General features: G+C 72.8%; 26 protein-coding genes and 1 riboswitch. Of the genes, 14 read left to right on the top strand and 12 right to left on the bottom strand.

Going from position 1 to position 25,074, the window contains the following annotated elements; all coding sequences use genetic code 11:
• On the bottom strand, window positions 1–1,425 hold a 1,425-nt coding region (locus ACWC91_RS12595), incomplete at its 3' end, for a CPBP family glutamic-type intramembrane protease (RefSeq protein WP_450725892.1).
• A gap of 85 nt (window positions 1,426–1,510) precedes the next feature.
• Window positions 1,511–2,233 carry a copper homeostasis protein CutC gene (locus tag ACWC91_RS12590; protein ID WP_225074590.1) on the bottom strand — a complete coding sequence of 241 codons (723 nt, stop codon included), beginning with the start codon at window positions 2,231–2,233 and terminating at the stop codon, window positions 1,511–1,513.
• 196 nt (window positions 2,234–2,429) lie between these two features.
• Between ACWC91_RS12590 and ACWC91_RS12585 the strand changes: the two genes are divergently transcribed.
• A complete protein-coding gene (locus ACWC91_RS12585) occupies window positions 2,430–3,074 on the top strand; it encodes an HD domain-containing protein (protein WP_225074589.1) in 645 nt (214 codons plus the stop codon).
• A 27-nt stretch (window positions 3,075–3,101) separates the two neighbouring features.
• Window positions 3,102–4,169, top strand: coding sequence for a GNAT family N-acetyltransferase (locus tag ACWC91_RS12580; RefSeq protein WP_225074588.1), 1,068 nt, complete (start codon window positions 3,102–3,104; stop codon window positions 4,167–4,169).
• On the opposite strand, the gene ACWC91_RS12575 is transcribed toward ACWC91_RS12580, so the two are convergent.
• Both ACWC91_RS12575 and ACWC91_RS12570 read right to left on the bottom strand, forming a co-directional pair.
• A complete protein-coding gene (locus ACWC91_RS12575; RefSeq protein WP_225074587.1) occupies window positions 4,151–4,429 on the bottom strand; it encodes a DUF4031 domain-containing protein in 279 nt (92 codons plus the stop codon). The two genes, ACWC91_RS12580 and ACWC91_RS12575, sit on opposite strands and share 19 nt — an antisense overlap.
• Window positions 4,430–4,454: 25 nt before the next feature.
• Window positions 4,455–4,838, bottom strand: a complete 384-nt coding sequence (locus ACWC91_RS12570; protein ID WP_141360150.1) for a hypothetical protein — start codon at window positions 4,836–4,838, stop codon at window positions 4,455–4,457.
• A gap of 195 nt (window positions 4,839–5,033) precedes the next feature.
• Between ACWC91_RS12570 and ACWC91_RS12565 the strand changes: the two genes are divergently transcribed.
• The 7 genes from ACWC91_RS12565 (at window position 5,034) to ACWC91_RS12535 (ending at window position 10,458) form a co-directional block, all read left to right on the top strand.
• Window positions 5,034–5,660, top strand: a complete 627-nt coding sequence (locus tag ACWC91_RS12565; protein WP_225074586.1) for a DUF3887 domain-containing protein — start codon at window positions 5,034–5,036, stop codon at window positions 5,658–5,660.
• Window positions 5,661–5,697: 37 nt separating this feature from the next.
• Window positions 5,698–5,916: a PLD nuclease N-terminal domain-containing protein gene (locus ACWC91_RS12560; protein ID WP_225074585.1), complete on the top strand. Its 219-nt coding sequence runs from the start codon at window positions 5,698–5,700 to the stop codon at window positions 5,914–5,916.
• Window positions 5,913–6,935: an ABC transporter ATP-binding protein gene (locus ACWC91_RS12555; RefSeq protein WP_450643257.1), complete on the top strand. Its 1,023-nt coding sequence runs from the start codon at window positions 5,913–5,915 to the stop codon at window positions 6,933–6,935. The genes ACWC91_RS12560 and ACWC91_RS12555 overlap by 4 nt, the downstream gene beginning before the upstream one ends.
• On the top strand, window positions 6,932–7,699 hold the full coding sequence (locus ACWC91_RS12550) for a hypothetical protein (protein WP_450643255.1): 768 nt from the start codon (window positions 6,932–6,934) through the stop codon (window positions 7,697–7,699). Before ACWC91_RS12555 ends, ACWC91_RS12550 begins: the two co-directional genes overlap by 4 nt.
• A 128-nt stretch (window positions 7,700–7,827) precedes the next feature.
• Window positions 7,828–8,772 carry a MurR/RpiR family transcriptional regulator gene (locus ACWC91_RS12545; RefSeq protein ID WP_450643254.1) on the top strand — a complete coding sequence of 315 codons (945 nt, stop codon included), beginning with the start codon at window positions 7,828–7,830 and terminating at the stop codon, window positions 8,770–8,772.
• A 78-nt stretch (window positions 8,773–8,850) separates the two neighbouring features.
• A complete protein-coding gene (gene murQ / locus ACWC91_RS12540) occupies window positions 8,851–9,786 on the top strand; it encodes an N-acetylmuramic acid 6-phosphate etherase (RefSeq protein ID WP_450643253.1) in 936 nt (311 codons plus the stop codon).
• Window positions 9,787–9,873: 87 nt separating this feature from the next.
• A complete protein-coding gene (locus tag ACWC91_RS12535) occupies window positions 9,874–10,458 on the top strand; it encodes a hypothetical protein (RefSeq protein WP_141360144.1) in 585 nt (194 codons plus the stop codon).
• Window positions 10,459–10,470: 12 nt separating this feature from the next.
• On the opposite strand, the gene ACWC91_RS12530 is transcribed toward ACWC91_RS12535, so the two are convergent.
• The 6 genes from ACWC91_RS12530 to thrC form a co-directional block, all read right to left on the bottom strand.
• Entirely contained in the window at window positions 10,471–11,946 is a 1,476-nt protein-coding gene (locus ACWC91_RS12530; protein ID WP_225074580.1) for an MFS transporter, read from the bottom strand.
• 212 nt (window positions 11,947–12,158) lie between these two features.
• Complete coding sequence (locus ACWC91_RS12525) at window positions 12,159–13,301, bottom strand: NADH:flavin oxidoreductase (RefSeq protein WP_225074579.1); 1,143 nt, start codon at window positions 13,299–13,301, stop codon at window positions 12,159–12,161.
• Window positions 13,302–13,500: 199 nt separating this feature from the next.
• Window positions 13,501–15,123, bottom strand: coding sequence for a chaperonin GroEL (gene groL, locus ACWC91_RS12520; protein WP_141360141.1), 1,623 nt, complete (start codon window positions 15,121–15,123; stop codon window positions 13,501–13,503).
• A 437-nt stretch (window positions 15,124–15,560) separates the two neighbouring features.
• Window positions 15,561–15,764, bottom strand: coding sequence for a cold-shock protein (locus ACWC91_RS12515; protein ID WP_009189266.1), 204 nt, complete (start codon window positions 15,762–15,764; stop codon window positions 15,561–15,563).
• Window positions 15,765–16,194: 430 nt separating this feature from the next.
• Window positions 16,195–16,470 carry a MoaD/ThiS family protein gene (locus tag ACWC91_RS12510; protein WP_225074578.1) on the bottom strand — a complete coding sequence of 92 codons (276 nt, stop codon included), beginning with the start codon at window positions 16,468–16,470 and terminating at the stop codon, window positions 16,195–16,197.
• Window positions 16,467–17,750: a threonine synthase gene (gene thrC / locus ACWC91_RS12505; RefSeq protein ID WP_225074577.1), complete on the bottom strand. Its 1,284-nt coding sequence runs from the start codon at window positions 17,748–17,750 to the stop codon at window positions 16,467–16,469. The genes ACWC91_RS12510 and thrC overlap by 4 nt, the downstream gene beginning before the upstream one ends.
• 18 nt (window positions 17,751–17,768) lie before the next feature.
• A riboswitch (SAM riboswitch) is annotated at window positions 17,769–17,938 on the bottom strand.
• A 130-nt stretch (window positions 17,939–18,068) separates the two neighbouring features.
• On the opposite strand from thrC, the gene ACWC91_RS12500 reads away from it, so the two are divergent.
• Together ACWC91_RS12500 and ACWC91_RS12495 are read left to right on the top strand one after the other, a co-directional pair.
• Entirely contained in the window at window positions 18,069–19,049 is a 981-nt protein-coding gene (locus ACWC91_RS12500; RefSeq protein WP_376502615.1) for a glucosyl-3-phosphoglycerate synthase, read from the top strand.
• A gap of 83 nt (window positions 19,050–19,132) precedes the next feature.
• A complete protein-coding gene (locus ACWC91_RS12495; protein ID WP_450643249.1) occupies window positions 19,133–20,572 on the top strand; it encodes an alpha,alpha-trehalose-phosphate synthase (UDP-forming) in 1,440 nt (479 codons plus the stop codon).
• A gap of 14 nt (window positions 20,573–20,586) precedes the next feature.
• Here ACWC91_RS12495 and otsB read toward each other — a convergent pair whose 3' ends face one another.
• Both otsB and ACWC91_RS12485 read right to left on the bottom strand, forming a co-directional pair.
• Window positions 20,587–21,462 (bottom strand): trehalose-phosphatase, encoded by an 876-nt coding sequence (otsB, locus tag ACWC91_RS12490; RefSeq protein ID WP_450643247.1) that lies wholly within the window; start codon window positions 21,460–21,462, stop codon window positions 20,587–20,589.
• 53 nt (window positions 21,463–21,515) lie between these two features.
• The gene (locus tag ACWC91_RS12485) at window positions 21,516–21,758 is read right to left on the bottom strand and encodes a DUF3263 domain-containing protein (protein ID WP_141360135.1); all 243 of its coding nucleotides are present in this window, start codon (window positions 21,756–21,758) and stop codon (window positions 21,516–21,518) included.
• Between the two features lie 175 nt (window positions 21,759–21,933).
• Here ACWC91_RS12485 and ACWC91_RS12480 point away from each other — a divergent pair, with 175 nt between their 5' ends.
• The 3 genes from ACWC91_RS12480 to ACWC91_RS12470 all read left to right on the top strand — a co-directional run bounded on the left by ACWC91_RS12480 (window position 21,934) and on the right by ACWC91_RS12470 (window position 25,072).
• Window positions 21,934–22,869, top strand: coding sequence for an ROK family protein (locus tag ACWC91_RS12480; protein ID WP_450643245.1), 936 nt, complete (start codon window positions 21,934–21,936; stop codon window positions 22,867–22,869).
• Window positions 22,870–22,876: 7 nt separating this feature from the next.
• Complete coding sequence (gene nagA, locus ACWC91_RS12475; RefSeq protein ID WP_225074572.1) at window positions 22,877–24,019, top strand: N-acetylglucosamine-6-phosphate deacetylase; 1,143 nt, start codon at window positions 22,877–22,879, stop codon at window positions 24,017–24,019.
• Between the two features lie 120 nt (window positions 24,020–24,139).
• Window positions 24,140–25,072, top strand: a complete 933-nt coding sequence (locus ACWC91_RS12470; protein ID WP_450643243.1) for a 1-phosphofructokinase family hexose kinase — start codon at window positions 24,140–24,142, stop codon at window positions 25,070–25,072.
• The last annotated feature ends 2 nt before the right edge of the window (window positions 25,073–25,074 follow it).

Raw genomic sequence — 25,074 nt, 5'->3', positions numbered from 1 at the left:
TTCACCGGGCGCAGCGGAACGCGGCACGGCGGGACTGGGCACGCCGCCGGGCCCAGCCGAACTGGACGCGGCGACGCCGGGCGCGGCGGCAGGGCTGGACCCATCAGGGCCGGGTGCGTCGCCGGGCAAGACCGGGCTGGACGCGGTGGACCCGAGTGCGGCGGGGCTGGGCGCGTCGGCGCCGGATGCGGCGGATCCGGGCCCGGCAGGGCCGGACGGCGCGGCGCCGGGGACGGCCCCGTTCGAGGGCGGCGGTGCGTACGGTCCATGGCTGCCCTGCGGTGAGGCGTACGGCCAAACCGCGCCCGGCGGCGGAGCGTACGCCCCCTGTGCGCCCGGCGGCGGGTACGCCCCATGCGACCCGGGCGGCTGCGGGTACGGCCCGTACATGCCCTGCGGCCCCGGGTACGGCCCGTACGCACCCGGCGCCTGTTGCGGGTACGGCCCGTACGGCCAATGCGCGCCCTGGGGCGATGAGTACGGCAGGAGGTGGGGCGGGATCGGCTCGGGGACCGGGCCGGACAGGTTCTGCGGGCGGCGTCGCCGTGCCAGCCACAGCACGATCGCGGCGAAGAGCAGCACCGAGGCCATGTCGACGAGGGCCAGTTGCCAGGTGGCGTCCGCCGCCGTCTCGTCGGACGCCAGTCCGTCCACGTACGCGGCGGACAGGCCGAAGGCCAGCAGGTTGTTCAGCGCGTGCAGGGCGATGGACGCCTCGAGTCCGCCCGTGCGGATGGTCAGCAGCCCCGCCACCACACCGAACACCAGGAGATCGGCGAAACCCCAGGGCGTGCCCCAGCCGTGCGCGGCCGCGAAGAGCACCGCCTGCGGCAGCACCGCGAGCCACGGGGTACGGAGGAAGGCACCGGCCGCCTGGAGCAGCCAGCCACGGAACACGTACTCCTCCGCCGCCGACTGCAACGGCACGAGGACCACCAGCATGGCCAGCGAGACGAGGAACGTCTGCCACCCCACCCACACGCCGGCCCCTCCGCCGTCGCCCTGGTCGTCCGGCAGGAAGATCGCGACCACCGGCAGCAGCACCATGGGGGGTACGGCGGCCAGCAGGCACCAGGCCAGCCATCGCCAACGCGGCCGACCGGTGACGGAGGCCACCGTGCCGGCCGGACGCCGGCCCAGCCAGAGCACGGCCAGCAGGACCAGCGGCAGGTCCACGGCTATGAACGCCAGGTCCAGACCCGTACCCAGAACGGGGCCGAAGTCGACGCCGCCGTCCGGCAGTTCCGGATAACCGGCGGCCGTGCCGATCCCCTCGGTGACGATGTAGAGGAACAGGGTGGCCAGGACCGACCCGAACACCAGCACCACAGTGCCGAGCAGCGGCCACCACCAGCGGTGGTGAGGTGAGTACCGGGCCATACGGTGATACGGAAGCCCGGTGGGGTCAGGGGACGTTGCTGTCATGAACGACATCGTGCCCGGTCGGAATGGGCCAGGCGTACGAATTACCCGACCCGGACCCACCTCACCCCGGACCAGGCACCGTGTCTCAGCCCGCCGGCTGCCGGACCGCCGCCCCGTCCAGGACCGCGCGCCACTCCGCGACCGCCGCGACGGAGACCGGCCCGTCCCAGCCGCCGGGGCGGGCCGCACCGCCGATGTGGAAGGCGTCGATCCCCTCCGCGAGCAGCGCGGGCACATGGTCCAGCCGCAGGCCGCCGCCGACCATGATCTGCTGCTCGTAGCCGGGCTCACCACCGCGCGCGGCCTCCGCGATCAGCGTGGGCAGCCCGTCGTCCACGCCCGAGGCGGCACCCGCCGTCAGATACGTGTCGAGCCCCGGCAGCCCGTCCAGCCGCTTGCGCAGCGCGTCCCGGTCGGCGGCACGGTCGATCGCCCGGTGGAAGGTCCAGCGGCAGCCGTCCAGCTCGCCGGCGACCCGCTCCACGGCGGCCAGATCGACCCCGCCCCGAGAATCGAGGAACCCGAGCACGAACTCCTCGACGCCGGCCGCCCGCAGCTCGCCCGCGACGCCCACCAGCCGGTCCAGCCCCCGGGCGCCCCCCGCGCCGAATCCGTCCGCGAGCCGCAGCATCACGCGCGGCGGAATGTCCACGGCGGCGCGGATCCCGGCGACGGTACGGGCCGACGGGGTGAGCCCGTCGGCCGCCATGTCGGTGACCAGCTCGAGGCGGTCCGCGCCTCCGGCCTGAGCGGCGACCGCGTCCTCGACGTCGAGGGCGATCACCTCCAGGACTGCACGCATGCTCATAGGAGCCCTTCCCTCGGTTTCCCCTGAAGCGGACAGGTCTAGTCCAATATCAGGGTACGCCGGTCGGCAGACACACGGCCGGGAACCGGTCACCCGATGATGTTCAGCCCCGCCTTCCCGGCGCCCGCGGGCTCGTGGATCCCGTACCTCGCGCACATCGGCGGAAGTCGTGCCCGCTCCACCGGACAATGGCCGTATGGCCGATCTCGATGCCCTGCGCTCCCGCTGGACCCGCGCCCTGGAGGGCGCCCGGGGCCCCGGTGGCGGTCCCGACCCGGTGCCGTACGCCGACGACCTGCTCAAGCGCTGGCGGGAGCCGCAGCGGCACTACCACACGCTCACGCACCTGACCGCGGTCCTCGATCACATCGATGTACTGGATGAATACGCCGCCGACCCGGACGTGGTGCGGCTGGCCGCCTGGTTTCACGACGCCGTCTACCTGCCCGAGCGCTCCGAGAACGAGGAGCGGTCCGCGCGTCTGGCCGAGCGGGCGCTCCCGGAGGCCGGAGTCGCCGACGCGAAGACCGCCGAAGCCGCCCGGCTGGTCCGGCTCACCGTCACCCACGATCCGGCCGACGACGACCGCGACGGCCAGGTGCTGTGCGACGCCGATCTGGCGATCCTCGCCGCGTCCCCGTCGGCGTACGCCGCCTACGCGGCCGGCGTCCGTGAGGAGTACCACTTCGTCCCGAACGACGCCTTCCGCGAGGGCCGTGCCGCCGTCCTGCGGCAGCTCCTCGCCCTGCCCCGCCTGTTCCGCACCCCGTACGGGGCGGAGCACTGGGAGGCGACGGCCCGCTACAACGTCGCCTCGGAGCTGGAAATGCTGTCGCCCTGAGGCCCCGCCGCGCCTACCCTGCGCCGTATGCGTACATGGGGTGGGGAGCAGGTGGAGCAGGCCGTCGCGGGCGCCGTGGCGCTGCTGAGGACGGCGACGGACCGGGACTGGGACGGGGTGAGGGCCGGGCGGCTGGAGTGGAGCTGCCGGCGGACGGCGGAGCACATCGCGGGCGATCTCATCGCGTACGCCGGGCAGTTGGCCGGGCGGGCGCGGAGCGCCTACGTCCCCTTCGAGATCACCCTCGACGAGGGCACCGGAAACGCGGACGTCCTGGACGTGGTCGAGACGACCGGCGCCCTGCTCGCCGCCGCCGTCCGCACCACCCCGCGCGAGGTCCGGGCCTTCCACCCGTACCCCTTCCGCGGCGCGAACCGCGAGGGGTTCGCCGCGATGGGGGTCGCCGAGGTACTGCTGCACACGCATGACATCGCGACCGGCCTGCACCTGGCCTACGAGCCGCCCGCCGAGCTGTGCGAGGACGTGCTGACCCGGCTCTTCCCGCACGTCCGGCCGGGCTCCGCACCCTGGCCGACGCTGCTGTGGGCCACCGGCCGCGGCGACCTGCCCGGTCGGCCACCGGTCACCGAGTGGCGCTGGAGCAACCCGCCGGCCGTACCCGCCGACCGGCTCACCCTGGAGGGTGTCACTCCCGCCGCCGCCCGCGATCTGAGCGCCGGCGGTGACGGCGGGTTCACGTGGGCCGAGGGCGGGCCCTACGAGGGCACGCGGGACGCCGCCGGGATGACCGTGAAGGCGTACGAGGCCGGGGCGCACCGGCCCGAGTGGGGGATGTTCGTGCTGGTGCGCGGCGAAGACGGGTGCGCGGTCGGCGGGATGGGCTTCCACGGGGTGCCCGACGAGGAGGGGCGCGCGGAGGTGGGTTACGACCTCGCCGTGTCCGCCCGTGGCCACGGCTACGCGACCGAGGCCCTGCGCGCGCTGTCGGGCTGGGCGCTGGCCCGGGACGAGGTACGGCTGCTGGTCGCGACCGTGGACCGCGCCAACCTTCCCTCCCAACGCGTCGTCAACCGCGCCGGTTTCGTCGCCGTGCGGGAGGGCGAGGAGGAGATCTTCTACGAACTGCGGCCCTGAACACGGCGCTTGGGGCGGCGCAGCCCCGCCGCGTACAGCAGCCGCACCACCTCGCGGCTGCTGACCTCGACCGCGCCGGCCGCCACCGCGTCGGCGTACCGGTGGGAGGGCAGGTCGTAGTGGTCCCGCTCGAAGGCCCGGCGGGGCACGCCCAACCCCTCGGCGAAGGTGTGGAGTTCGTCGTACGAGACGTCGCTGACCAGGTGGGACCACATGCGGCCGTGACCCGGCCAGGACGGCGGGTCGATGTAGAGGGTCACGGTGCGACCGCCCGGCGCGACGCCGTCACGACGTCGTGCTCCGGCCGGTGGCCTCCGCCAGCGCGCCCACCGGTGCCACCTTCACGCCCGCCTTGGAGCACACCCAGTGCGGGTCCGGCCCGAGTTCCGGCTCGACGTCCAGCGCGTGCGGGTCGCCGTAGCCGCACACCGGGCACAGCGGCCAGCGGCCGTACCGCTCCAGGAGCGCGTCCTGGACGTCCTGCGCGACCAGGCCCGCCACGTACTGGGCGCCTTCCGGCCACTGCTCCACCCACCAGCGGCGCTGGACGACGGAGTCCTCCACGAGCGAGACCACGTCCGCGTCGGCGACCTCGCCGGCGACCAGATCGGCGAGCACCAGGGCGCGGGCGGCGTGCAGGGCCTGCTCCAGGGGGCTGATGGGTTCCATGCCCCCCATTGTCACCCCGAAGTCACGGACCGGACACCGGTGACGGATCACGCACCGGCGGACTCCGCGCCGCCGTGGACCCGCTCTCCTCATCTCCCGCCCACCGCCGGGCTGTTCACGGGCGCCCGGGTCAGGGTCGTTGGGGTTGTAAAGGGTTTCTTGACACACCCCCGGGTGTAAAGGCACCCTTTACATGTGACCGATTCCCTCCCCCTCGCTTCCCTGAGTGCCCGGCTCGCCGAGCACGCCGCGGCCCTGGCCTCCGCGGTGGGCAGCCCGTTGGCCCCACCGGCCTACCTCGACCTGATCCGACGCGCCCAGGACGTCGACGCCTTGGCGGAACAGGTGCTCAAGCTCTGCGTGCAGCAGTGCCGGGACGCGGGCCACACCTGGCAGGAGGTCGGGGACCTGCTCGGAGTCACCCGCCAGGCCGCGTTCCAGCGGTTCGGCAAGCCCATCGACCCCCGAACGGGAGAACCCATGGACAAGACAGTGCGCATGACCGACGCCGCGGAGCGCGCCCTCGAGATCGTCACGGCCGTCCTCGAAGGCCGCATGGACGACGCCAGGCCGTCCTTCAACGCCGAGGTCCTGGCGGCCTTCACCGACGAGGTGCGGGGCAACGCGCTGGCGAGCGTCGCCGGACTCGTCGGCGCGTTCGAGGGCTTCGGCGAGGGCGAACCGTTCGTCCGGCGCATCGGCGATCACACCGTGGTGGACATCCCTCTGCGCTACGAGGCCGGTGAGATGAAGGCCCGGGTCGCCTTCGACACGGACGAGAAGGTCGGCGGACTCTTCATCCTCCCGCCCGAGACGCCGTGAACCGGCCGCTCCGACACCCCTACAGAGAGTCCGTCCCGTGATTGCCTCCAGCCTCAACTCCTCGGCGGTCCCCTGGGCCGCGATCGCGCCCCTGCTGGTCGCCGAGCTCGCTCTGCTCGTCCACTGCCTCATCGACCTCGCGCGGCACCGGAGCACCCGTCACCTGCCCCGCTGGGCCTGGGTGCTGATATGCCTCTTCGTGAACCCCGTGGGCCCGATCGCCTATCTGGTGACGGGACGGAGCGAGGACCGATGAGCGGGCCGGCCGTGGTGACCGCGAACCTGGTGCGCGACTACGGGCACGGGGCGGGGCTGCACGGCGTGGACCTGGAGGTGCCGCGCGGCGGTGTCTACGGTCTGGTGGGCCCGAACGGCGCCGGGAAGACGACGCTCCTGTCCATCGTGGCCGGTCTGCGCCGCTTCGACGCGGGCGAGGTCCGGACGGCGGTCGACGCGGGGCGGATCGGGGTCTGCCCGGACACCCCCGAGTTCGAACCCTGGCTCACCGCGGCGGAGGTGGTGCGCCAGTCCCGCGGTCTGGCCGCGCGCGGCGGACGCCGGCGCCGCGGCGGACCGGCGCACGACACCGTTGGGACCGCCCCCGACCCGGTCGCGGCCGTACTCGCCGAGGTCGGCCTGACCGAGGCGGCCGGTCGGCGCACGGGCGGCTTCTCCCGCGGTATGAAGCAACGGCTGGGCCTCGCGGTGGCGTTGGCGCTGGACCCCGAGCTGCTGATCCTCGACGAACCGTCCAGCGCGCTCGACCCGTCCGGGCGGGCGGAGGTGCTGTCCCTGGTCGCCGGTCTCGGCAGGACGCGCACCGTGATCTTCTCCAGTCATGTCCTGGCGGACGTCCAGCGGGTCGCCGACACGGTGGGCGTGCTCGACCGGGGCAGGCTCCTGTTCCAGGGGCCGGTCCGCGACCTGATCGACCGGTTCCTCCGGCCGGCCTGGGAGCTGCGCCTGCGCGCGGGCGGCGAGCAGCGGCTGGCCGAACTGCTGCGGCGGCAGGAGTGGGTCACCTCGGTGGCGGTGAACTCCGACGGGTCCGTGCGCGTCGAGGCGTCGAGCACGGCGGTCGGTGAGCGCCGGCTGCCGCAGGCGATCGCCGCGGCGGACGCCGCGCTGATCAGCCTCCATCCGGTCGACGCCGACCTGGAGGCCGCGTTCCTGGCGCTGACCGGCGGACGGCACGGACAGGACGGCCGACGCGTGGAGCACGTGGACCACGTGGACCACGGGCGACGGGAAGCGGATCGGACGGGTGCGGCGTGAACGAGCTTTCGCTGTGGCGGGTGGAGTGGCTTCGGCTGCTGCGCACCAAGAGGCTGATCGCGCTGCTGGGTGTCTTCGTGGTCTTCGGGTTCAGCGGGCCGCTGCTCGCCCGGTACTCCGGGCAGTTGCTGGACCACGCCGGCGGCTCGGCCCAGCGAGTGAAGATCGTCTTTCCGCCCCCGGTCCCGGCGGACGGTGTGGCCCAGTACGTGAACAACGCGTTCGGGATCGGCCTCGTCGTGACCGTCGTCGTGGCGGCGTACGCGTGCTCGATCGACGCCAAGCCCGCGCTGGCGGTCTTCTACCGGACGCGCGCCCGGCGCTTCGGCGATCTGCTGGTGCCGAGGTTCGCGGTCAGCGCCGCCGGGGCCGTGGGCGGCTACCTGGCCGGGCTGCTCGCCGCCTGGTACGAGACGGCCGTCCTGCTGGGGAATCCCGGTACGGCGGCCATGGGCTGGACCGCGCTCACCGGCTCGGTGTACCTGGTGTTCGCCGTGGCGGTCACGGCGCTGGCCGCGACCCTGGCGCGCAGCACGCTCGGCACCGTCGGGTACGCGCTGCTCGTACTGTTCACGCTCCCGCTGCTCGGGGCGCTGCCGGGGGTGTCGCGCCGGCTCCCGACCGAGCTGGCGAAGGCGCCGGACGCGTTCCTGCGGCACACGGCGGCCGACCACGCGCAGCAGGCCCTGGCCGTCGCCGTGGTCCTCACGCTCGGCTGCGTGGTGGCAGCGGTCCTGCGGGGCGCGCGCAAGGAGGTGCGTTGACGTCCGCGCCGCGGAGCACGGGGCACGAAGCTCGGGCGGTCACGTCGCGGCCACGGTTCGAGCCGGGTCGGCGGGGCCTTGGCGCGCGGCCTTGACCACGCGACCGTACGGAAAATACCTTTCACAGTGTGACCCAGGACGTGAAGGAAATTTTCGCAGGCGTGGGCGCCCCGGGCCTCACGCCCCCCGCACCCGCCGCCCTCGCGGCCAAGGTACGCACGCTCGCGCCCTCGATGACCCGCTCCATGCAGCGGGTCGCCGAGGCCGTCGCCGGCGACCCGGCCGGCTGCGCGGCCCTCACGGTCACCGGCCTCGCCGAGCTCACCGGCACCAGCGAGGCGACCGTCGTACGCACCGCCCGCCTGCTGGGCTATCCGGGTTACCGGGATCTGCGCCTGGCTCTCGCGGGCCTGGCCGCCCAGCAGCAGTCGGGGCGCGCGCCCGCCATCACGACCGACATCGCGGTGGACGACCCCATCGCCGACGTCGTCACCAAACTCGCCTACGACGAGCAGCAGACCCTGGCCGACACCGCCGCCGGCCTCGACACCATCCAGCTCGGCGCGGCCGTCACCGCGCTGGCCGCCGCCCGCCGCACCGACGTCTACGGCATCGGCGCCTCCGGTCTGGTCGCCCAGGACCTCACGCAGAAGCTGCTGCGCATAGGTCTGGTGGCGCACGCGCACAGCGACCCGCACCTCGCCGTCACCAACGCGGTGCAGCTGCGCGCGGGGGACGTGGCGATCGCCATCACCCACTCGGGCTCGACCGGGGACGTGATCGAGCCACTGCGGGTGGCCTTCGAGCGCGGCGCGACCACCATCGCCATCACCGGCCGGCCCGCCGCACCCGTCACGCAGTACGCCGACCACGTCCTGACCACCTCCACGGCCCGCGAGAGCGAGCTGCGCCCGGCGGCGATGTCCTCCCGGACCAGCCAACTGCTCGTGGTGGACTGCCTGTTCGTCGGGGTGGCACAGCGGACGTACGAGACGGCGGCGCCCGCGCTCGCCGCGTCCTACGAGGCGCTCGCCCACCGGCACAGCCCGCGGGGCGGGACCCATCGCTCGTAGCGCTCGCAGCCGAGAACCGAACATGCCCGGATCCGCACGGTCAGCCGTACCGCGACGCACGAAGAGAGCCGCCCCCTCATGACCTCCACGCCCCACTACCGCGAGCTGCGCACCGAGTTGGAGTCGCTGACGACCGAGGCCTTCCGCCCCGAGCTGGCGGAGATCGACCGGCTGCCGACGCTGGAGATCGCCCGGCTGATGAACGCCGAGGACACCACCGTGCCCGCCGCCGTGGCCGAGCGGCTGCCGCAGATCGCCGCGGCGATCGACGCGGTGGCGGAGCGGATGGCGCGCGGCGGCCGCCTGGTCTACGCCGGCGCGGGCACGGCCGGACGGCTGGGGGTCCTGGACGCCTCGGAGTGCCCGCCGACCTTCAACACGCGCCCCTCCCAGGTCGTCGGGCTGATCGCGGGCGGCCCGCCGGCCATGGTGACCTCGGTCGAGGGCGCGGAGGACTCGAAGGAGCTGGCGGCCGAAGCGCTCGACGCCCTCGGCCTCACGCCGGACGACACGGTGGTGGGCGTCTCCGCCTCCGGCCGCACCCCGTACGCCATCGGCGCGGTGGAGCACGCCCGCGCTCTGGGCGCCCTGACCATCGGCCTGTCCTGCAACGCGAACAGCGCGCTGGCGGCCGCCGCCGAACACGGCATCGAGGTCGTCGTCGGCCCCGAACTCCTCACCGGCTCCACCCGTCTGAAGGCCGGCACGGCGCAGAAACTGGTCCTCAACATGCTCTCGACGATCACGATGATCCGCCTGGGCAAGACCTACGGAAACCTGATGGTCGACGTACGGGCCTCCAACGACAAGCTCCGCGCCCGCTCCCGCCGTATCGTCGCCCTGGCCACGGGCGCGGCGGACGACGAGATCGAACAGGCCCTGACGGCCTCGGACGGCGAGGTGAAGACCGCCATCCTCACCCTCCTCGCCGGCACCGACGCCGCCACGGCGACCCGCCTCCTGCAACAGTCCGACGGCCATCTGCGCACGGCACTGGAGCGGGCGGGGGACTGAGGCCTGCGGCCCGGGACCGGTGGCGGGAGCGAGCGGGCAGGCCGGGGGCTCCCTCACCGGCCGGGGCGTCCTACGCTGGAGGGCACCATGAACCACGCCCAGCTCACCGCCCTAGGACGGGCTCTGCGTCTGCTCGGGGAGCACGGCGAGGCGCTGTCCGCGGACACGCCCGACGCCAGGCTGCACGAGATGAAGGCGGATCTCCGGCGCGCTCTCGACCTGCTGGACGAGACCGTCACGACGGCCGCGCCCGCCACCCGCTGCGCCGAGCATCCGAACGGGCCCGTCGACGAGAGCGCCCCCGACCTGTGTCTGCTGTGCGAGACCCGGCGCCGGGCCGCCCGCCGCTCCGAGGTCGACGGGGCGTACGCCTCGTACGCGCGCCGCGCCGCCGAGCCCGCGGCCACCGCCCCGTCCCGCTACGGCGTCCGCGAGGACCGGCCGCAGCCCCAGCAGCGATGGCTGCCGGAGCTGTGGAACGGTCGGGAGTGGCAGTTGTGCGGGACCCCGCGCCGGGACCGGCGCGAGGCCGAGCTGTTCATCGCCGCCCAGCGCCGGGCACCGCGCGCCGCGCCCGCCTACCGGCTCGTGCACGAGTTCACCGACTACGAGGTGGTGCGGATCTGGGGCCATCCCACGCGGGCCGACATCGAGCCCATGGGCAACCCGTAGGGCCTGGCGACCCTAGGACACCTTCGCCCCGGTGGGCGCGGGCTCACCGGCCGCCGACGGCTCACCCAGGGCCGCGGTGCGCGGGCGCGGGATGAAGGACGCGACCAGGAAGCCGAGCAGGGCGGCGCCGCCGCCGATGGCGAGGACCGTGCGGAAGCCGTTCTCGGAGGGCAGCGCGTAGGACCCGAACGCGGTGGTCATATGGGCCAGGACCACGCCCGCCACCGCGCTGGCGACCGACGTGCCGATCGAGCGCATCAGGGTGTTCAGGCTGTTCGCCGCGCCCGTCTCGGACGCGGGGACGGCGCTCATGATGAGCGCGGGCATCGAGCCGTAGGTGAAGCCGATGCCGGCGCCGATCACACAGGACGTCAGGACGAAGTGCCAGACCTGGCTCATCAGGACGATGTTGAGGCCGTAGCCGGCGGCCACGATCAGCGCGCCGATCATCAGCGTCACCTTGGGGCCCCTGGTCCGCGAGACGATCGCCGACACCGGGGCGACGGCCATCATCACCAGGCCCGAGGGGGCCATGACCAGGCCGGAGGCCAGCAGCGACTTGCCGAGTCCGTAGCCGGTCTGCGCGGGCAGTTGCAGCAACTGCGGGATGACCAGGGACATCGAGAACATCGCGAAGCCGATGGCCACCGAGGCGAGGTTGGTCACCAGCACCTGACGGCGGGCCGTGGTGCGCAGGTCCACCAGGGGCGCCTCGACGCGCAGTTCGAACAGGCCCCAGGCGACCAGCACCACGACCGCCGCCGCGAACAGGCCGAGGGTCGTGCCGCTGCCCCAGCCCCAGTCGGCGCCCTTGGAGATCGCCAGCAGCAGGCAGACCAGGCCCACCGCCATACCGACCGCGCCGGGAAGGTCGAAGCGGCCGCCGGTGCGCACCGCCGACTCGGGCACGATACCCAGCACCAGCACGGCCGCCACGACGCCCAGGCCGGCCGAGACCCAGAACAGCATGTGCCAGTTGAGGTTCTCGGCGATCAGCGCGGCGGCGGGCAGCCCGAGGGCGCCGCCGACGCCGAGCGAGGCGCTGATCATCGCGGTCGCCGAACCGAGCCGCTCGGCGGGCAGCTCGTCGCGCATGATGCTGATGCCGAGCGGGATGACACCGGAGGCGAGGCCCTGCAGGGCGCGGCCGACGATCAACGGCGTGAGGGAGTCGCTCAGCGCGGCCGTGACCGAGCCGGCCACCAGCATGGCCAGGCTCAGCAGGAGCATGCGGCGCTTGCCGTACATGTCGCCGAGGCGGCCCATGACCGGGGTGGCCACGGCCGCGGCGAGCAGTGTGGCGGTGACGGCCCAGACGGTGTCCGACGCCGAGGCGTGCAGGAGCTGGGGCAGCTCGGGAATGATCGGGATCACGAGGGTCTGCATCAGCGAGACCACGATGCCGCCGAAGGCGAGTACGGCCACGACGGCGTTGGGCCGGGGCGTGGATTGCCCGGCCGTGGCGGGCCGGGCGAGTGCGTCGGACATGAAGGAAGGTCTCCGTCGGAGAGCGGGTGTACTTGACTCAGGCAACTTTAATTGGAATTGATTGACTTAAGCAAGCGAAATCCCGCCAGGAAGGCCCGGCAGGCGAAGACCCCGGCACACAGAGGGGCGGCAGACAGAGGGGCGGCGCCCGCCCTCCGGCAGCCACCGCCCCCACATCCGGGGCCGAGCCCCCGGGCCCGACCCGGCCCGTCTCAGCTCAGCGTCTTCAGCGCCGCCGCGTCGTACGGCTTCAGCTCATCGAAGCGGCCGCCGAGCACCTTCGCCGCCCACTCGGGGTCGTGGAGCAGCGCGCGGCCCACGGCCACCAGGTCGAACTCGTCGCGCTCCAGCCGGTCCAGCAGGTTGTCGAGGCTGCCGACCTCCGCGCCCTCGCCCTGGAACGCCTTGATGAAGTCGCCGTCCAGACCCACCGAGCCGACGGTGATGACCTGCTTGCCCGTCAGCTTCTTCGTCCAGCCCGCGAGGTTGAGGTCCGAGCCCTCGAACTCCGGCAGCCAGTAGCGGCGCGTGGAGGCGTGGAAGACGTCCACTCCGGCCGCCGCGAGCGGCGACAGGATCGCCTCCAGCTCCTCCGGGGTCTCGGCCAGGCGGGCGTCGTAGACGTCCTGCTTCCACTGCGAGTACCGGAAGAGGACCGGGAAGGCGGGCGAGACGGACTCGCGCACCGCGGCCACGATCTCGGCGGCGAACTTCGTACGGGCCACCGGATCGCCGCCATAGGCGTCGGTACGGCGGTTGGTGCCCGCCCAGAGGAACTGGTCGAGCAGATAGCCGTGGGCGCCGTGCAGCTCCACGCCGTCGAAGCCGATGCGCTCCGCGGCGGCGGCCGCCTCGGCGAACGCGCCGATGACGTCGTCCAGGTCCGCCCGCGTCATCGCCCTGCCGGTGACCTCGGACTCGCCGACGCGCAGCCCGGAGGGGCCCACCGCGGGCGCGTCCGGGAACGGCTGCTGGCCCGGCCGGCGCACCATGCCGATGTGCCACAGCTGCGGCACGATCGTGCCGCCCGCCGCGTGCACGGCCTCGGCCACCTTGGCCCAGCCCGCGAGCTGCTCCTCGCCGTGGAAGCGCGGCACGCGGTCGCTCTGCCCGGCCGAGTCGTGCCCCACGTAGGTGCCCTCGGTGACGATCAGACCGACGCCCGCGGCGGCGCGGCGGGCGTAGTACGACAGCACGTCCTCGCCGGGGACGCCGTCCGGCGAGAACATCCGGGTCATCGGCGCCATCACGATCCGGTTGGGGACGGTGAGGCCGTTCAGAGTGACGGGGCGGGAGAGGATCCCGGCCGCGCGGGAGGCGGACTCGGAAGCGGACTCGGAGACGGTGGAGGTCACGTGGGGGGCTCCTCGGAATCGTGGTCGGTACCGGCCGGCGCGCACACGCGTCAGCCGGGCACCGGCGTCAACTGCCCCGCCTGTCACGGCATTCCGCCGATCCACTCCTGTGACCCGGAACACGCCCGAGGGCGGCACCCCCTGTCTCCAGGGAGTGCCGCCCTCGGTACGTGAAGGACGGATCCGATCCTCGAAGGGATCAGAAGTCCATGTCACCGCCCGGCATGCCGCCGCCGGCCGGCGCGGCGGCCTTCTCCGGCTTGTCGGCGATGACGGCCTCGGTGGTGAGGAACAGCGCGGCGATGGAGGCGGCGTTCTGCAGCGCGGAACGGGTCACCTTCGCCGGGTCGATGATGCCCTCGGCGACCAGGTCGACGTACTCACCGGTCGCGGCGTTCAGGCCGTGGCCCGGGGTGAGGTTGCGGACCTTCTCCACCACGACGCCGCCCTCGAGGCCGGCGTTGACGGCGATCTGCTTGAGCGGGGCCTCCAGCGCGAGCTTCACGGCCTGCGCGCCGGTCGCCTCGTCACCGTCGAGCTCCAGCTTCTCGAAGACGTTGGTGGTCTGCAGCAGGGCCACGCCACCACCGGCGACGATGCCCTCCTCGACGGCCGCCTTGGCGTTGCGCACGGCGTCCTCGATGCGGTGCTTGCGCTCCTTGAGCTCCACCTCGGTGGCGGCACCGGCCTTGATGACCGCGACGCCGCCGGCGAGCTTCGCCAGGCGCTCCTGCAGCTTCTCGCGGTCGTAGTCCGAGTCGCTGTTCTCGATCTCGGCGCGGATCTGGTTGACCCGGCCGTTGACCTGGTCGGAGGAGCCGGCACCGTCGACGATGGTGGTCTCGTCCTTGGTGATGACGACCTTGCGGGCGCGGCCCAGGAGGTCCAGGGTCGCGTTCTCCAGCTTGAGGCCGACCTCCTCGGAGATGACCTCGCCGCCCGTGAGGATGGCGATGTCGCCGAGCATGGCCTTGCGGCGGTCGCCGAAGCCCGGGGCCTTGACGGCGACGGACTTGAAGGTGCCGCGGATCTTGTTGACGACCAGGGTCGACAGGGCCTCGCCCTCGACGTCCTCGGCGATGATCAGCAGCGGCTTGCCCGACTGCATGACCTTCTCCAGGAGCGGGAGCAGGTCCTTGACCGAGGAGATCTTGGAGTTGGCGATGAGGATGTACGGGTCCTCGAGCGACGCCTCCATGCGCTCCATGTCGGTCGCGAAGTAGGCGGAGATGTAGCCCTTGTCGAAGCGCATGCCCTCGGTGAGCTCGAGCTCCAGACCGAAGGTCTGCGACTCCTCGACGGTGATGACGCCTTCCTTGCCGACCTTGTCCATGGCCTCGGCGATGAGCTCGCCGATCTGGGTGTCGGCGGCGGAGATGGAGGCGGTGGAGGCGATCTGCTCCTTGGTCTCGACCTCCTTGGCCTGGTCGAGCAGGGCGGCGGAGACGGCCTCGACGGCCTTCTCGATACCGCGCTTCAGGGCCATCGGGTTGGCACCGGCGGCGACGTTGCGCAGGCCTTCCTTGACCAGGGCCTGGGCGAGCACGGTCGCGGTGGTCGTACCGTCACCGGCGACGTCGTCCGTCTTCTTGGCGACTTCCTTGACCAGCTCGGCGCCGATCTTCTCGTACGGGTCCTCGAGCTCGATCTCCTTGGCGATGGAGACACCGTCGTTGGTGATCGTGGGGGCACCCCACTTCTTCTCGAGGACGACGTTGCGGCCCTTGGGGCCGAGGGTCACCTTGACGGCGTCCGCGAGCTGGTTCATGCCGCGCTCGAGGCCTCGCCGCGCCTCCTCGTCGAACGCGATGATCTTGGCCATGTGAAGTGGTCCTCCCAGGACTGGGGGTGATTACTTCGGACCGCGCCCGCGCCCGCGACGGACGGCCCCGGCCGGAGGTTCCTTGCCCCACCCGGCCCGTGGCCTCACCGACCCGGTCCTTCGTTGTCACTCTCACCTTCAGAGTGCTAACGCCAATGATTAGCACTCGACCCCTCCGAGTGCAAGGCGCGCCCGCGAAGCGGGCTCAATGAGGGGTGGTGGTCGGGTGACGGATGGGCGCAAGCGCCTTCGGGGCGTCGGCGGGACTCAGCCGGGCGCGGACACGGGCGCGCCGGGCCGTGCGAGCGCGCGGTGCGCGGACACGGGCGTGCCGACCGCCGGACGGGACAGTGCGCGGACAAGCGAAGGACCCGCACCTCGGCAGCGGAGGTGCGGGCCCTTCCGTAGAAGAACGTCGCTTGCGGTGGTCGCGCGATTCAGGCCGTGACGCGGACCATGTCGGCCTGCGGACCCTTCTGGCCCTGCGAGATCTCGAACTCGACCCGCTGGCCCTCTTCCAGCGAGCGGTAGCCGTCCATCTGGATCGCGCTGTAGTGGACGAAGACGTCCGCACCACCGTCGACCGCGATGAAGCCGTACCCCTTCTCCGCGTTGAACCACTTGACGGTGCCCTGAGCCATGCCTAACTCCCCTATTACTGGCCCTTGCACAGATCCACACTTCGCGGATCCGGGTCAGACCTCACCCCCCGTGGATCGGGGGCGTGCGCCGGAACGCGTCGACCGCGGCTGAATGTATCTGTCCAACTGCCGTCTGCAACAGGTCAATCGGACGAGAAATCTGGACGTACGCGGTCCGGAATATAGGGAGAATTCACGTGAATTGAGGGCAAGTCGGGCCCCGCAAACAAGGCAAATGCCGCAGAAGGCCCGCAGACTTTGGCTACTTCTTGCCGGGCCCGCGGCAGGAATCCATGGCCCCGGATTCGGAGTTCGGGGGCGCGTTCCCCAACTCTACCGTGCTCAACCACACAGAATTGCCCCCTCCGCTTCTCTCACGGAGGGGGCAATTCGATGAACTCTGCGTGACCAGGATTACCGAAGGTAATGATCAGCCGCCGGCGACCGCCGGGATGATCGAGACGCCCGCGCCGTCCGGGGTGGCCGTCTCGAGGCCCTGCTCGAACCGGACGTCGTCGTCGTTGACGTACACGTTGACGAAGCGGCGCAGCTTGCCCTGGTCGTCCAGGACCCGTGCCGCGATGCCCGTGTGGTTCTTCTCCAGGTCCGAGATGACCTCGGACAGGGTCGCGCCCTCGGCGCTCACCTCGGCCCGGCCGCCGGTGTAGGTGCGCAGGATGGTGGGGATACGGACGGTCACGCTCATGCCAGGCCAGCCTCTCGGAAGGAGTCCAGGGTCGGACGGATCGTCGCGGTCAGGCCGGTGCCGGCCACCGCGTCCAGCGTCTTCAGCCCGTCGCCGGTGTTGAGGACGACGGTGGTCTTCGTCGGATCGAGGACACCGTCCTCGACCAGCTTCTTCGTCACGCCGACCGTCACACCGCCCGCCGTCTCGGCGAAGATGCCCTCGGTCCGCGCCAGCAGCTTGATGGCGTCGACGACCTGCTCGTCGGTCACGTCCTCCACCGCACCGCCGGTGCGGCGCGCGATGTCCAGGACGTACGGGCCGTCGGCCGGGTTGCCGATGGCCAGGGACTTGGCGATCGTGTTCGGCTTCTGCGGCCGCACGACGTCGTGGCCGGCCTTGAAGGCGGTGGACACCGGCGAGCAACCCTCGGCCTGGGCGCCGAAGATCTTGTACGGCTTGTCCTCGACCAGCCCCAGCTCGATCAGTTCCCGCAGGCCCTTGTCGATCTTGGTGAGCTGGGAGCCCGAGGCGATCGGGACGACGATCTGGTCCGGCAGCCGCCAGCCGAGCTGCTCGCAGATCTCGTACGCCAGCGTCTTGGAGCCCTCGGCGTAGTACGGCCGCAGGTTGACGTTGACGAAGCCCCAGCCCTCGCCGGCCGGATCGCCGATCAGCTCGGAGCAGAAACGGTTCACGTCGTCGTAGTTGCCCTCGATGCCGACGAGTTCGCCGCCGTAGATCGCGGCCATCACGACCTTGCCCTGCTCCAGGTCGTGCGGGATGAACACGCAGGAGCGGAGCCCGGCGCGGGCGGCCGCTGCGCCGACGGCGCCGGCCAGGTTGCCGGTCGAGGAGCAGGAGAGGGTGGTGAAGCCGAAGGCGCGGGCCGCCTCCAGCGCCTGGGCGACCACACGGTCCTTGAAGGAGTGCGTCGGGTTGCCGGAGTCGTCCTTCACGTACAGCCCGCCGGTCACCCCCAGTTCGCGGGCGAGGCGGTCGGCCCGGACGAGCTTGGTCCAGCCCGGGTTCAGGTTCGGCTTGCCGGCGACGTCCGCGGGGACGGGCAGCAGCGGCGCGTAGCGCCAGATGTTCGCGGGGCCCGCTTCGATCCTCTTGCGCAGCTCCTCGGTGTCGTAGGCCGAGAAGTCGTAGGCGATCTCCAGCGGGCCGAAACACTCCTCGCAGGCGAAGACCGGGCCGAGGGGGACGCGGTGACCGCACTCGCGGCAGCTCAGCGCCGCGGCGGGGCCGAGGTCCACAGTGGAGTCGGTGCTGCTTACAACGGTCTGCACAGCCATGTGAGGCGAGGCCCTTTCTCCTCATCTTCCTCACGACGCATCTCGCCGTGAGACGGATTTGGCACCTTCCCTAGCCGGGAGCCTCGCGAAGTCGATCGGCTGTGCTCGCACAGCAGTCGATACGAGAACCGGCTGGAGGGTTGCCGGGGCTTCATCGGGCCGTGTCCCTCTGCCCCTCTGGATGAGCTGTATTCGGTTGTGACGCGGAGGTGACCCCCGGCATGGGATGGTCGTCCGCGTTGTTCAGACTGTAACGGAAGGCCAGGACGGCTGAGTCAGTCGTCCGAAGCGCGAGACAACAGTGAGGAGCCGCTGACCGTGCTGGAAGAAGTCGAGCACTGGCTGGCCACCCGCTCCTGGTCCGTGGCCGACCGGCCGCTCCACCAGATCCTGGCGGCCAAGCAGCGCACCGGCCAGTCGGTCTCCGTGGTGCTGCCCGCGCTGAACGAGGAGGCGACGGTCGGCGACATCGTCGCGGTGATCCGCCGCGACCTCGTGGAGCGGGCGCCGCTCGTCGACGAGATCGTCGTCGTCGACTCGGGCTCCGCCGACCGCACCTTCGAGGTGGCCGCCGCCGCCGGCGCCCGGGTGGTGCGCCGCGACGAGATCCTGCCGCGCCTGCCGGCCGTGCCGGGCAAGGGCGAGGTCCTGTGGCGCTCCCTGCTCGTCACCCGCGGGGACATCGTCTGCTTCGTCGACGCCGATCTGCGGGAGTTCTCCTCCGACTTCGTCACCGGCATCGTGGGCCCGCTGCTCACCGAACGCGACGTGGACCTGGTCAAGGCGATGTACGACCGGCCCTTCACCGTGCCCGGCGGGCACACCTCCGGACCGGCCGCGGCCGGGCAGGCCGGACAGGGGGGCCGGGTCACCGAGCTGATGGCGCGCCCGCTGCTCAACATGCACTGGCCGCAGCTGGCCGGCTTCGTGCAGCCGCTGGGCGGCGAGTACGCGGCCCGCCGCTCACTCCTCGAACAGCTGCCCTTCCCGGTCGGCTACGGCGTCGAGCTGGGCATGCTGGTCGACGCGCTGCACCTGGTGGGCCTGGACGCGCTCGCCCAGGTCGACGTCGGGGTGCGCAGGCACCGGCACCAGGACGGACAGGCGCTCGGCCGGATGGCCGCCGCGATCTACCGCACCGCCCAGCTGCGCCTGGCCCGGGGCCACCTCGTGCGCCCCTGCCTCACCCAGTTCGTCCGCGGCGAGAACGGCTTCGAGCCGCGGACGTACCACGTGGACACGGAGGAGCGTCCGCCGATGGCCGAGATCGCGGAGTACGCGACCCGGCAGGTGGCGTGAAACACCGGTACCGCCCGCCGTCCGCCGGCTACGAAGCGGAACCGTACGTTTGAGCGTTTCGGGGCCGGGCTAGGTTGAGGCGTATGGCTTCTACGCACGGTGCCGAGGTGCTGGTCGCGTCCAATCGCGGCCCGGTTTCGTACGAGGTGCGCGAGAACGGCTCGCTCCACCCACGGCGCGGAGGCGGAGGGCTGGTGTCCGGTCTCTCCGCGATCGGCCCGGAGGCGGGCGCGGTGTGGGTGTGCGCCGCGCTGAGCGACGCCGACCGGGAGGCGGCGGGCCGCTTCGAGGGCGGGCGCCGGCTGCCGTCGGAGGCCACCGGCGGGCAGCAGGTGCGGATGCTCGACATCGACGCGAAGGTCTTCTCCGACGCCTACAACGGCATCGCCAACTCGGTGCTGTGGTTCGTCCACCACATGCTGTACCAGACCCCGCTGGAGCCGGTCTTCGACGCGGAGTTCCGGCGCCGCTGGAAGTCCTACGAGGCCTACAACCTGGCCTTCGCCGAGGCGCTGGCGGAGGAGGCGGCCGAGGGGGCGGCCGTGGTGGTGCAGGACTACCACCTGACGCTCGTGCCGGGGATGCTGCGCGACTTCCGGCCCGATGTGCGCATCGGGCACTTCTCGCACACGCCGTGGGCGCCGGCGGACTACTTCCGGATCCTCCCCGACGACATCGCCGAGCAGGTGCTGCGCGGGATGCTGGGCGCGGACCGGCTGGGCTTCCTCACCCAGCGGTGGGCGGACGCGTTCGCCGGGTGCTGCGACGCGCTCGTCGGCGGGCTCGGGGGCACCCGGATCGGGGTGCACGGACTGGGCGCGGACGCGGAGTTCCTGCGGGAGCGGTCGCACCGGGCCGACGTCGAGGAGCGGATGGCGGCGCTGCGCGAGGAGATCGGCGCCGGCCCGGACGGGGCCCCGCGCCGGACGATCGTGCGGGTGGACCGGACCGAGCTGTCCAAGAACATCGTGCGGGGGCTGCACGCGTACCGGCAGCTGCTGGAGGACCGCCCGGAGTGGCGCGAGCGGGTGGTGCACGTGGCCTTCGCCTACCCCTCGCGGCAGGACCTCGCGGTGTACCGGGAGTACACGGAGCAGGTGCGACGGGTCGCCGAGGAGATCAACGCGCGCTACGGGACGCCCGGCTGGACCCCGGTCCTGCTGCACGTGGAGGACGACTTCGCGCGGTCGCTCGCGGCGTACCGGATCGCCGACGTGGCGCTGGTCAACCCCATCCGGGACGGGATGAACCTGGTCGCCAAGGAGGTGCCGGTCGTCTCCGACTCGGGGTGTGCGCTGGTGCTGTCGCGGGAGGCGGGGGCGTACGCGGAGCTGGGGGAGGACGCGGTCGTCGTCAACCCGTACGACGTGGTCGGGACGGCCGGGGCGCTGCACCGGGCGCTGAGCATGCCGGAGCACGAGCGGGCGGAGCGGACGAAGCGGCTGGCCGCCGCCGCGACCGCGCTGCCGCCCGCTCAGTGGTTCCTGGACCAGCTGGAGGAGCTGGGCGGCCGAGGGGCCTGATCCGAACGAAGCCTCTACGCGAGGTGGTCCGCCAGGTTCCTCAGCAGTGCCACCACCCCGGTCGGGCCGTCCACCACCAGGTCGGCCCTCTCCGACACCTCCGTGACCTCCGTGCTGCCGCTGCAGACCAGGACGCCCGGGATCCCGTCCGAGCGGAGTCCGTCGACCGCGGCGTAGGCCGGCAGGTCGCCCAGGTCGTCGCCCGCGTACAGGACCGACGTGGCGCCCAGGGCGCGGGCGCAGTCCAGGAGGGCGACGCCCTTGTCCATGCCCGGGGGACGCAGTTCGAGGACCATGCGGCCGGGCTCGACGATCAGCCCGTGGCGGCCCGCCAGGTCGGCGAGGGGCTCACGCAGCGCCTCGAACGCGGCCTGCGGGTCGTCCGCGCGGCGGGTGTGGACGGCGACCGAGCGGCCCTTCTCCTCGATCCAGGTGCCGTGCCGGGCGCCGATCCGGTCGAGGAGGCCGGGCAGTTCGGCGCGGACCGCCGCGACACCGGGGTGCGGGGGCGGGGCGGTGACCGTGCCGGTGGCGGCGTCCCAGCGCTCGGCGCCGTAGTGGCCGAGGACGACCAGGTGTTCCAGGCCGGGTACGCCGGCGAAGCCGCCGTGGCGCACCGCGACGTCGGACGGGCGGCCGGTGACCACCGCGACGGCGGCCACCTTCGGGGCGAGCGCGGAGAGCGCGGCCACGGCGTCGGGGTGGGCGCGGGCCTGGTCGGGGTCGGGGACGATCGGGGCGAGCGTCCCGTCGAAGTCGAGCGCGATCAGCGCGTGCTCCGGCCGGGCGAGGATCGCGGCGAGCCCGTCCCGGCCCGCCGGGGTGGCGGGCGTCGGGAGGGAGGAGACGGGGGCGGTCGAGTCGGTGGCGTGACTGTCCTGGCTTCCCATGGGGCGAACCTATCCCTCCACGGCCCGGGGCACTCCTCCGTTCCGGACGGGTCTCACCGCTCGGCGCGCCGGGCCTCGCGCACCCGGCGCAGCCGGTTCACCGTGACCGGGTCATGGGCGAGGGCGCGGGTGTCGTCGAGGAGGGCGTTGAGGAGCTGGTAGTAGCGGACGGGCGAGAGGCCCAGTTCCTCGCGTATCGCGCGCTCCTTCGCGCCGGGGCCGGTGAAGCCGCGGCGCTCCAGGGCGAGGATGTCCCGCTCCCTGCGGCCGAGCCCCTGCTCCTCGTCGTCGTCCATACCAGGCACCGTAGCCTCCACCACCGACAGCGGCCCTCGTCGGACCCGGCTGTCGGGGCCGGGCCGGCGCCGCCGCGCCGATCCGGCCGTACCGGCGCCACCATGTGGACACAATTGGTCTGCACCAAGTAAGTGGACTAGACCTCTCCCGGTCGACGGGTCCACACTGTTCCACGTGAAACACGTCATCGCCCTCGATGTGGGCGGCACCGGGATGAAGGCCGCCCTGGTCGCCGCCGACGGCTCCCTCCTGCACCGGGCCCGCCGGGCGACCGGCCGTGAGCGCGGACCGGACGCCGTCGTCGAGGGCATCCTCGGCTTCGCCGCCGAGCTGCGGGCGCACGGCGTCCGGCACCTCGGGGAGGAGGCGGCCGCGGCCGGTGTCGCCGTCCCCGGCATCGTCGACGAGGCGCGAGGCGTCGCCGCCTACGCGGCGAACCTCGGCTGGCGTGACGTACCCCTGCGCGATCTGCTCGCCGAGCGGCTCGGCGCCCCCGTGGCCCTGGGCCACGACGTGCGCACCGGCGGGCTGGCCGAGGGCCGGATCGGGGCAGGCAAGGGCGCCGACCGGTTCCTCTTCGTGCCGCTGGGCACCGGGATCGCGGGTGCCATCGGCATCGACGGCCGGGTGGAGGCGGGCGCGCACGGCTTCGCGGGCGAGATCGGCCACATCGTCGTACGCCCCGGCGGCCTGGCCTGTCCGTGCGGGCAGCACGGCTGTCTGGAGCGGTTCGCCTCCGCGTCGGCGGTCAGCCAGGCGTGGGCCGAGGCGTGCGGGAACCCGGACGCGGACGCCGCGGACTGCGCCAAGGCCGTGGAGTCCGGGGACGCACGGGCGCGGGCGGTCTGGCAGGAGGCGGTGGACGCGCTCGCCGACGGGCTGGTCACCGCGCTCACCCTGCTGGACCCGCGCACGCTGATCGTCGGCGGCGGGCTCGCCGAGGCGGGCGAGACGCTGTTCGCGCCGCTGCGCGAGGCGGTCCGGCGGCGCGTCACCTTCCAGAAGCTGCCGTTGATCGTCCCCGCGGCCCTCGGGGACACCGCCGGATGCCTGGGCGCGGGGCTCCTGGCCTGGGACCTGCTCAACACTTCTACGACTTTCCGGAGGTAGCCACCTGATGGCCCCCAGCAAGGTTCTGACCGGAGCCCGGGTGGTGTTGCCCACCGGGATCGTGGACGGCGGCCGTGTGATCGTCGACGGCACGCGGATCGCCGGCACCGCCCGGGAGGACGCCGAGACTCTCGACGTACGGGGGCACTGGCTGGTCCCCGGCTTCGTCGACATCCACAACCACGGCGGAGGTGGCGCCTCCTTCTCCGGCACGGCCGACGACGCGCTGACCGCCGTCCGCACCCACCGGGAGCACGGCACCACCACCCTGGTCGCCTCGACCGTCACCGACGACATGGACCTCCTCGTCAAGCAGGCGGGACTGCTGTCGGAACTCGCCGAGCAGGGCGAGATCGCTGGTGTCCACTTCGAGGGGCCGTTCATCTCGCCGTGCCGCAAGGGCGCGCACTCCGAGGAGCTGCTCCGCGACCCGGACCCCGCCGAGGTGCGCAAGCTGATCGACGCGGCCCGCGGCCGGGCCAGGATGATGACCCTGGCCACCGAACTGCCCGGCGGCATCGACTCCGTACGGCTGCTCGCGGAGCACGGCGTGATCGCGGCGATCGGGCATACGGACGCGACATACGAGCAGACGGTGGAGGCGATCGACGCCGGAGCCACCGTCGCCACCCACCTGTTCAACGCGATGCCGCCGCTCGGCCACCGCGCCCCCGGTCCGATCGCGGCCCTGCTGGAGGACGAGCGGATCACGGTCGAGCTGATCAACGACGGCGTCCATCTGCACCCCGCCGCCCTGGAGATGGCGTTCCACCACGCGGGCGCCGGGCGGGTCGCGTTCATCACCGACGCCATGGACGCCGCCGGGATCGGCGACGGCCGCTATCTGCTCGGCCCGCTCCAGGTCGAGGTCGAGGGCGGGGTGGCGCGGCTGGTGGAGGGCGGCTCGATCGCGGGCTCGACCCTGACCCTGGACCGGGCGTTCCGGCGGGCGGTCACGGTCGACCGGCTGCCGGTCCCGGACGTGGTCGCCGCGCTGTCCGCCAATCCGGCCCGGCTGCTCGGGATGGACGACCGGGTGGGCTCCCTGGAACCCGGCAAGGACGCCGATCTCGTCCTGCTCGACGAGGACTTCGCCCTGAAGGGCGTGATGCGGCGGGGCACATGGGTGGTTGAGCCCCAACTGGGCTGATCCGTCCGCCCGTCCGGCCGCGGTGGCCGGTCCGAGGGGTGGGCGGTGGGCCGGGTCTTTGGCATGATCGAGTCTCCGGAACTTCGCGGCGGACGCGCTTACTCGGGGGAGGTCGGGCCGGTGATCCTCACGGTCACGCTGAACACCGCTCTCGACCTCACCTATCGGGTGCCGTCCCTGCGGCAGCACACCTCCCACCGGGTGTCCGAGGTGACCGAGCGGCCCGGCGGCAAGGGCGTCAACGTGGCCCGCGTGCTGGCGGCCCTCGGTCACGAGGTGACGGTCACCGGCTTCGCCGGCGGGGCCACCGGGCGCGAGGTGCGCGACCGGCTCGCGTCCGAGGCGCCGGGCGTGGTGGACGCGCTGGTCCCGGTGGCCGGCGCGACCCGGCGCACGATAGCCGTGGTGGACCAGCGCACCGGCGACACCACCCAGCTCAACGAGCCAGGCCCGGTCGTCACCCCGGCCGAGTGGTCCGCCTTCCAGGACGTCTACGAGGACCTGCTCGGCTCGATGTCGGCGGTGGCGCTGTGCGGCAGCCTGCCGCGCGGGCTGCCGGTGGGCGCCTACGCCGGTCTGGTGCGCACCGCGCGCGCCGCGAACGTGCCGGTGCTGCTGGACACCAGCGGCGAGGCGCTGCGCCGGGCCGTGGCCGCCCGCCCCGACATCGTCAAGCCGAACGCCGACGAACTGGCCGAACTCACCGGCTCCCACGAACCGCTGCGCGCCACCCAGGACGCCCGTCGGCGCGGCGCCCGCGCGGTGGTCGCCTCCCTGGGCGCGGAGGGCCTGCTCGCGCACACCTCCGACGGCCTGTGGCGGGCCGCCCCGCCGTCCCGCGTCAAGGGCAACCCGACCGGCGCCGGCGACTCCGCGGTCGCGGGCCTGCTCTCCGGTCTCGCCCAGCACCTGCCGTGGCCGGACCGCCTGAGCCGCGCGGTCGCCCTGTCCACGGCAACAGTCCTGTCCCCGGTGGCCGGCGAGTTCGACCGCGCGGCCTACGAGGAACTTCTGGGGCGGGTCTCGGTGACCGGAGAGGCCACCGCGGCGTGAGC

The sequence above is a fragment of the Streptomyces sp. NPDC001204 genome (assembly GCF_053598035.1).
Note: the sequence above shows the minus strand (reverse complement) of the source record. Positions and strands in the feature narration are given on the sequence as shown.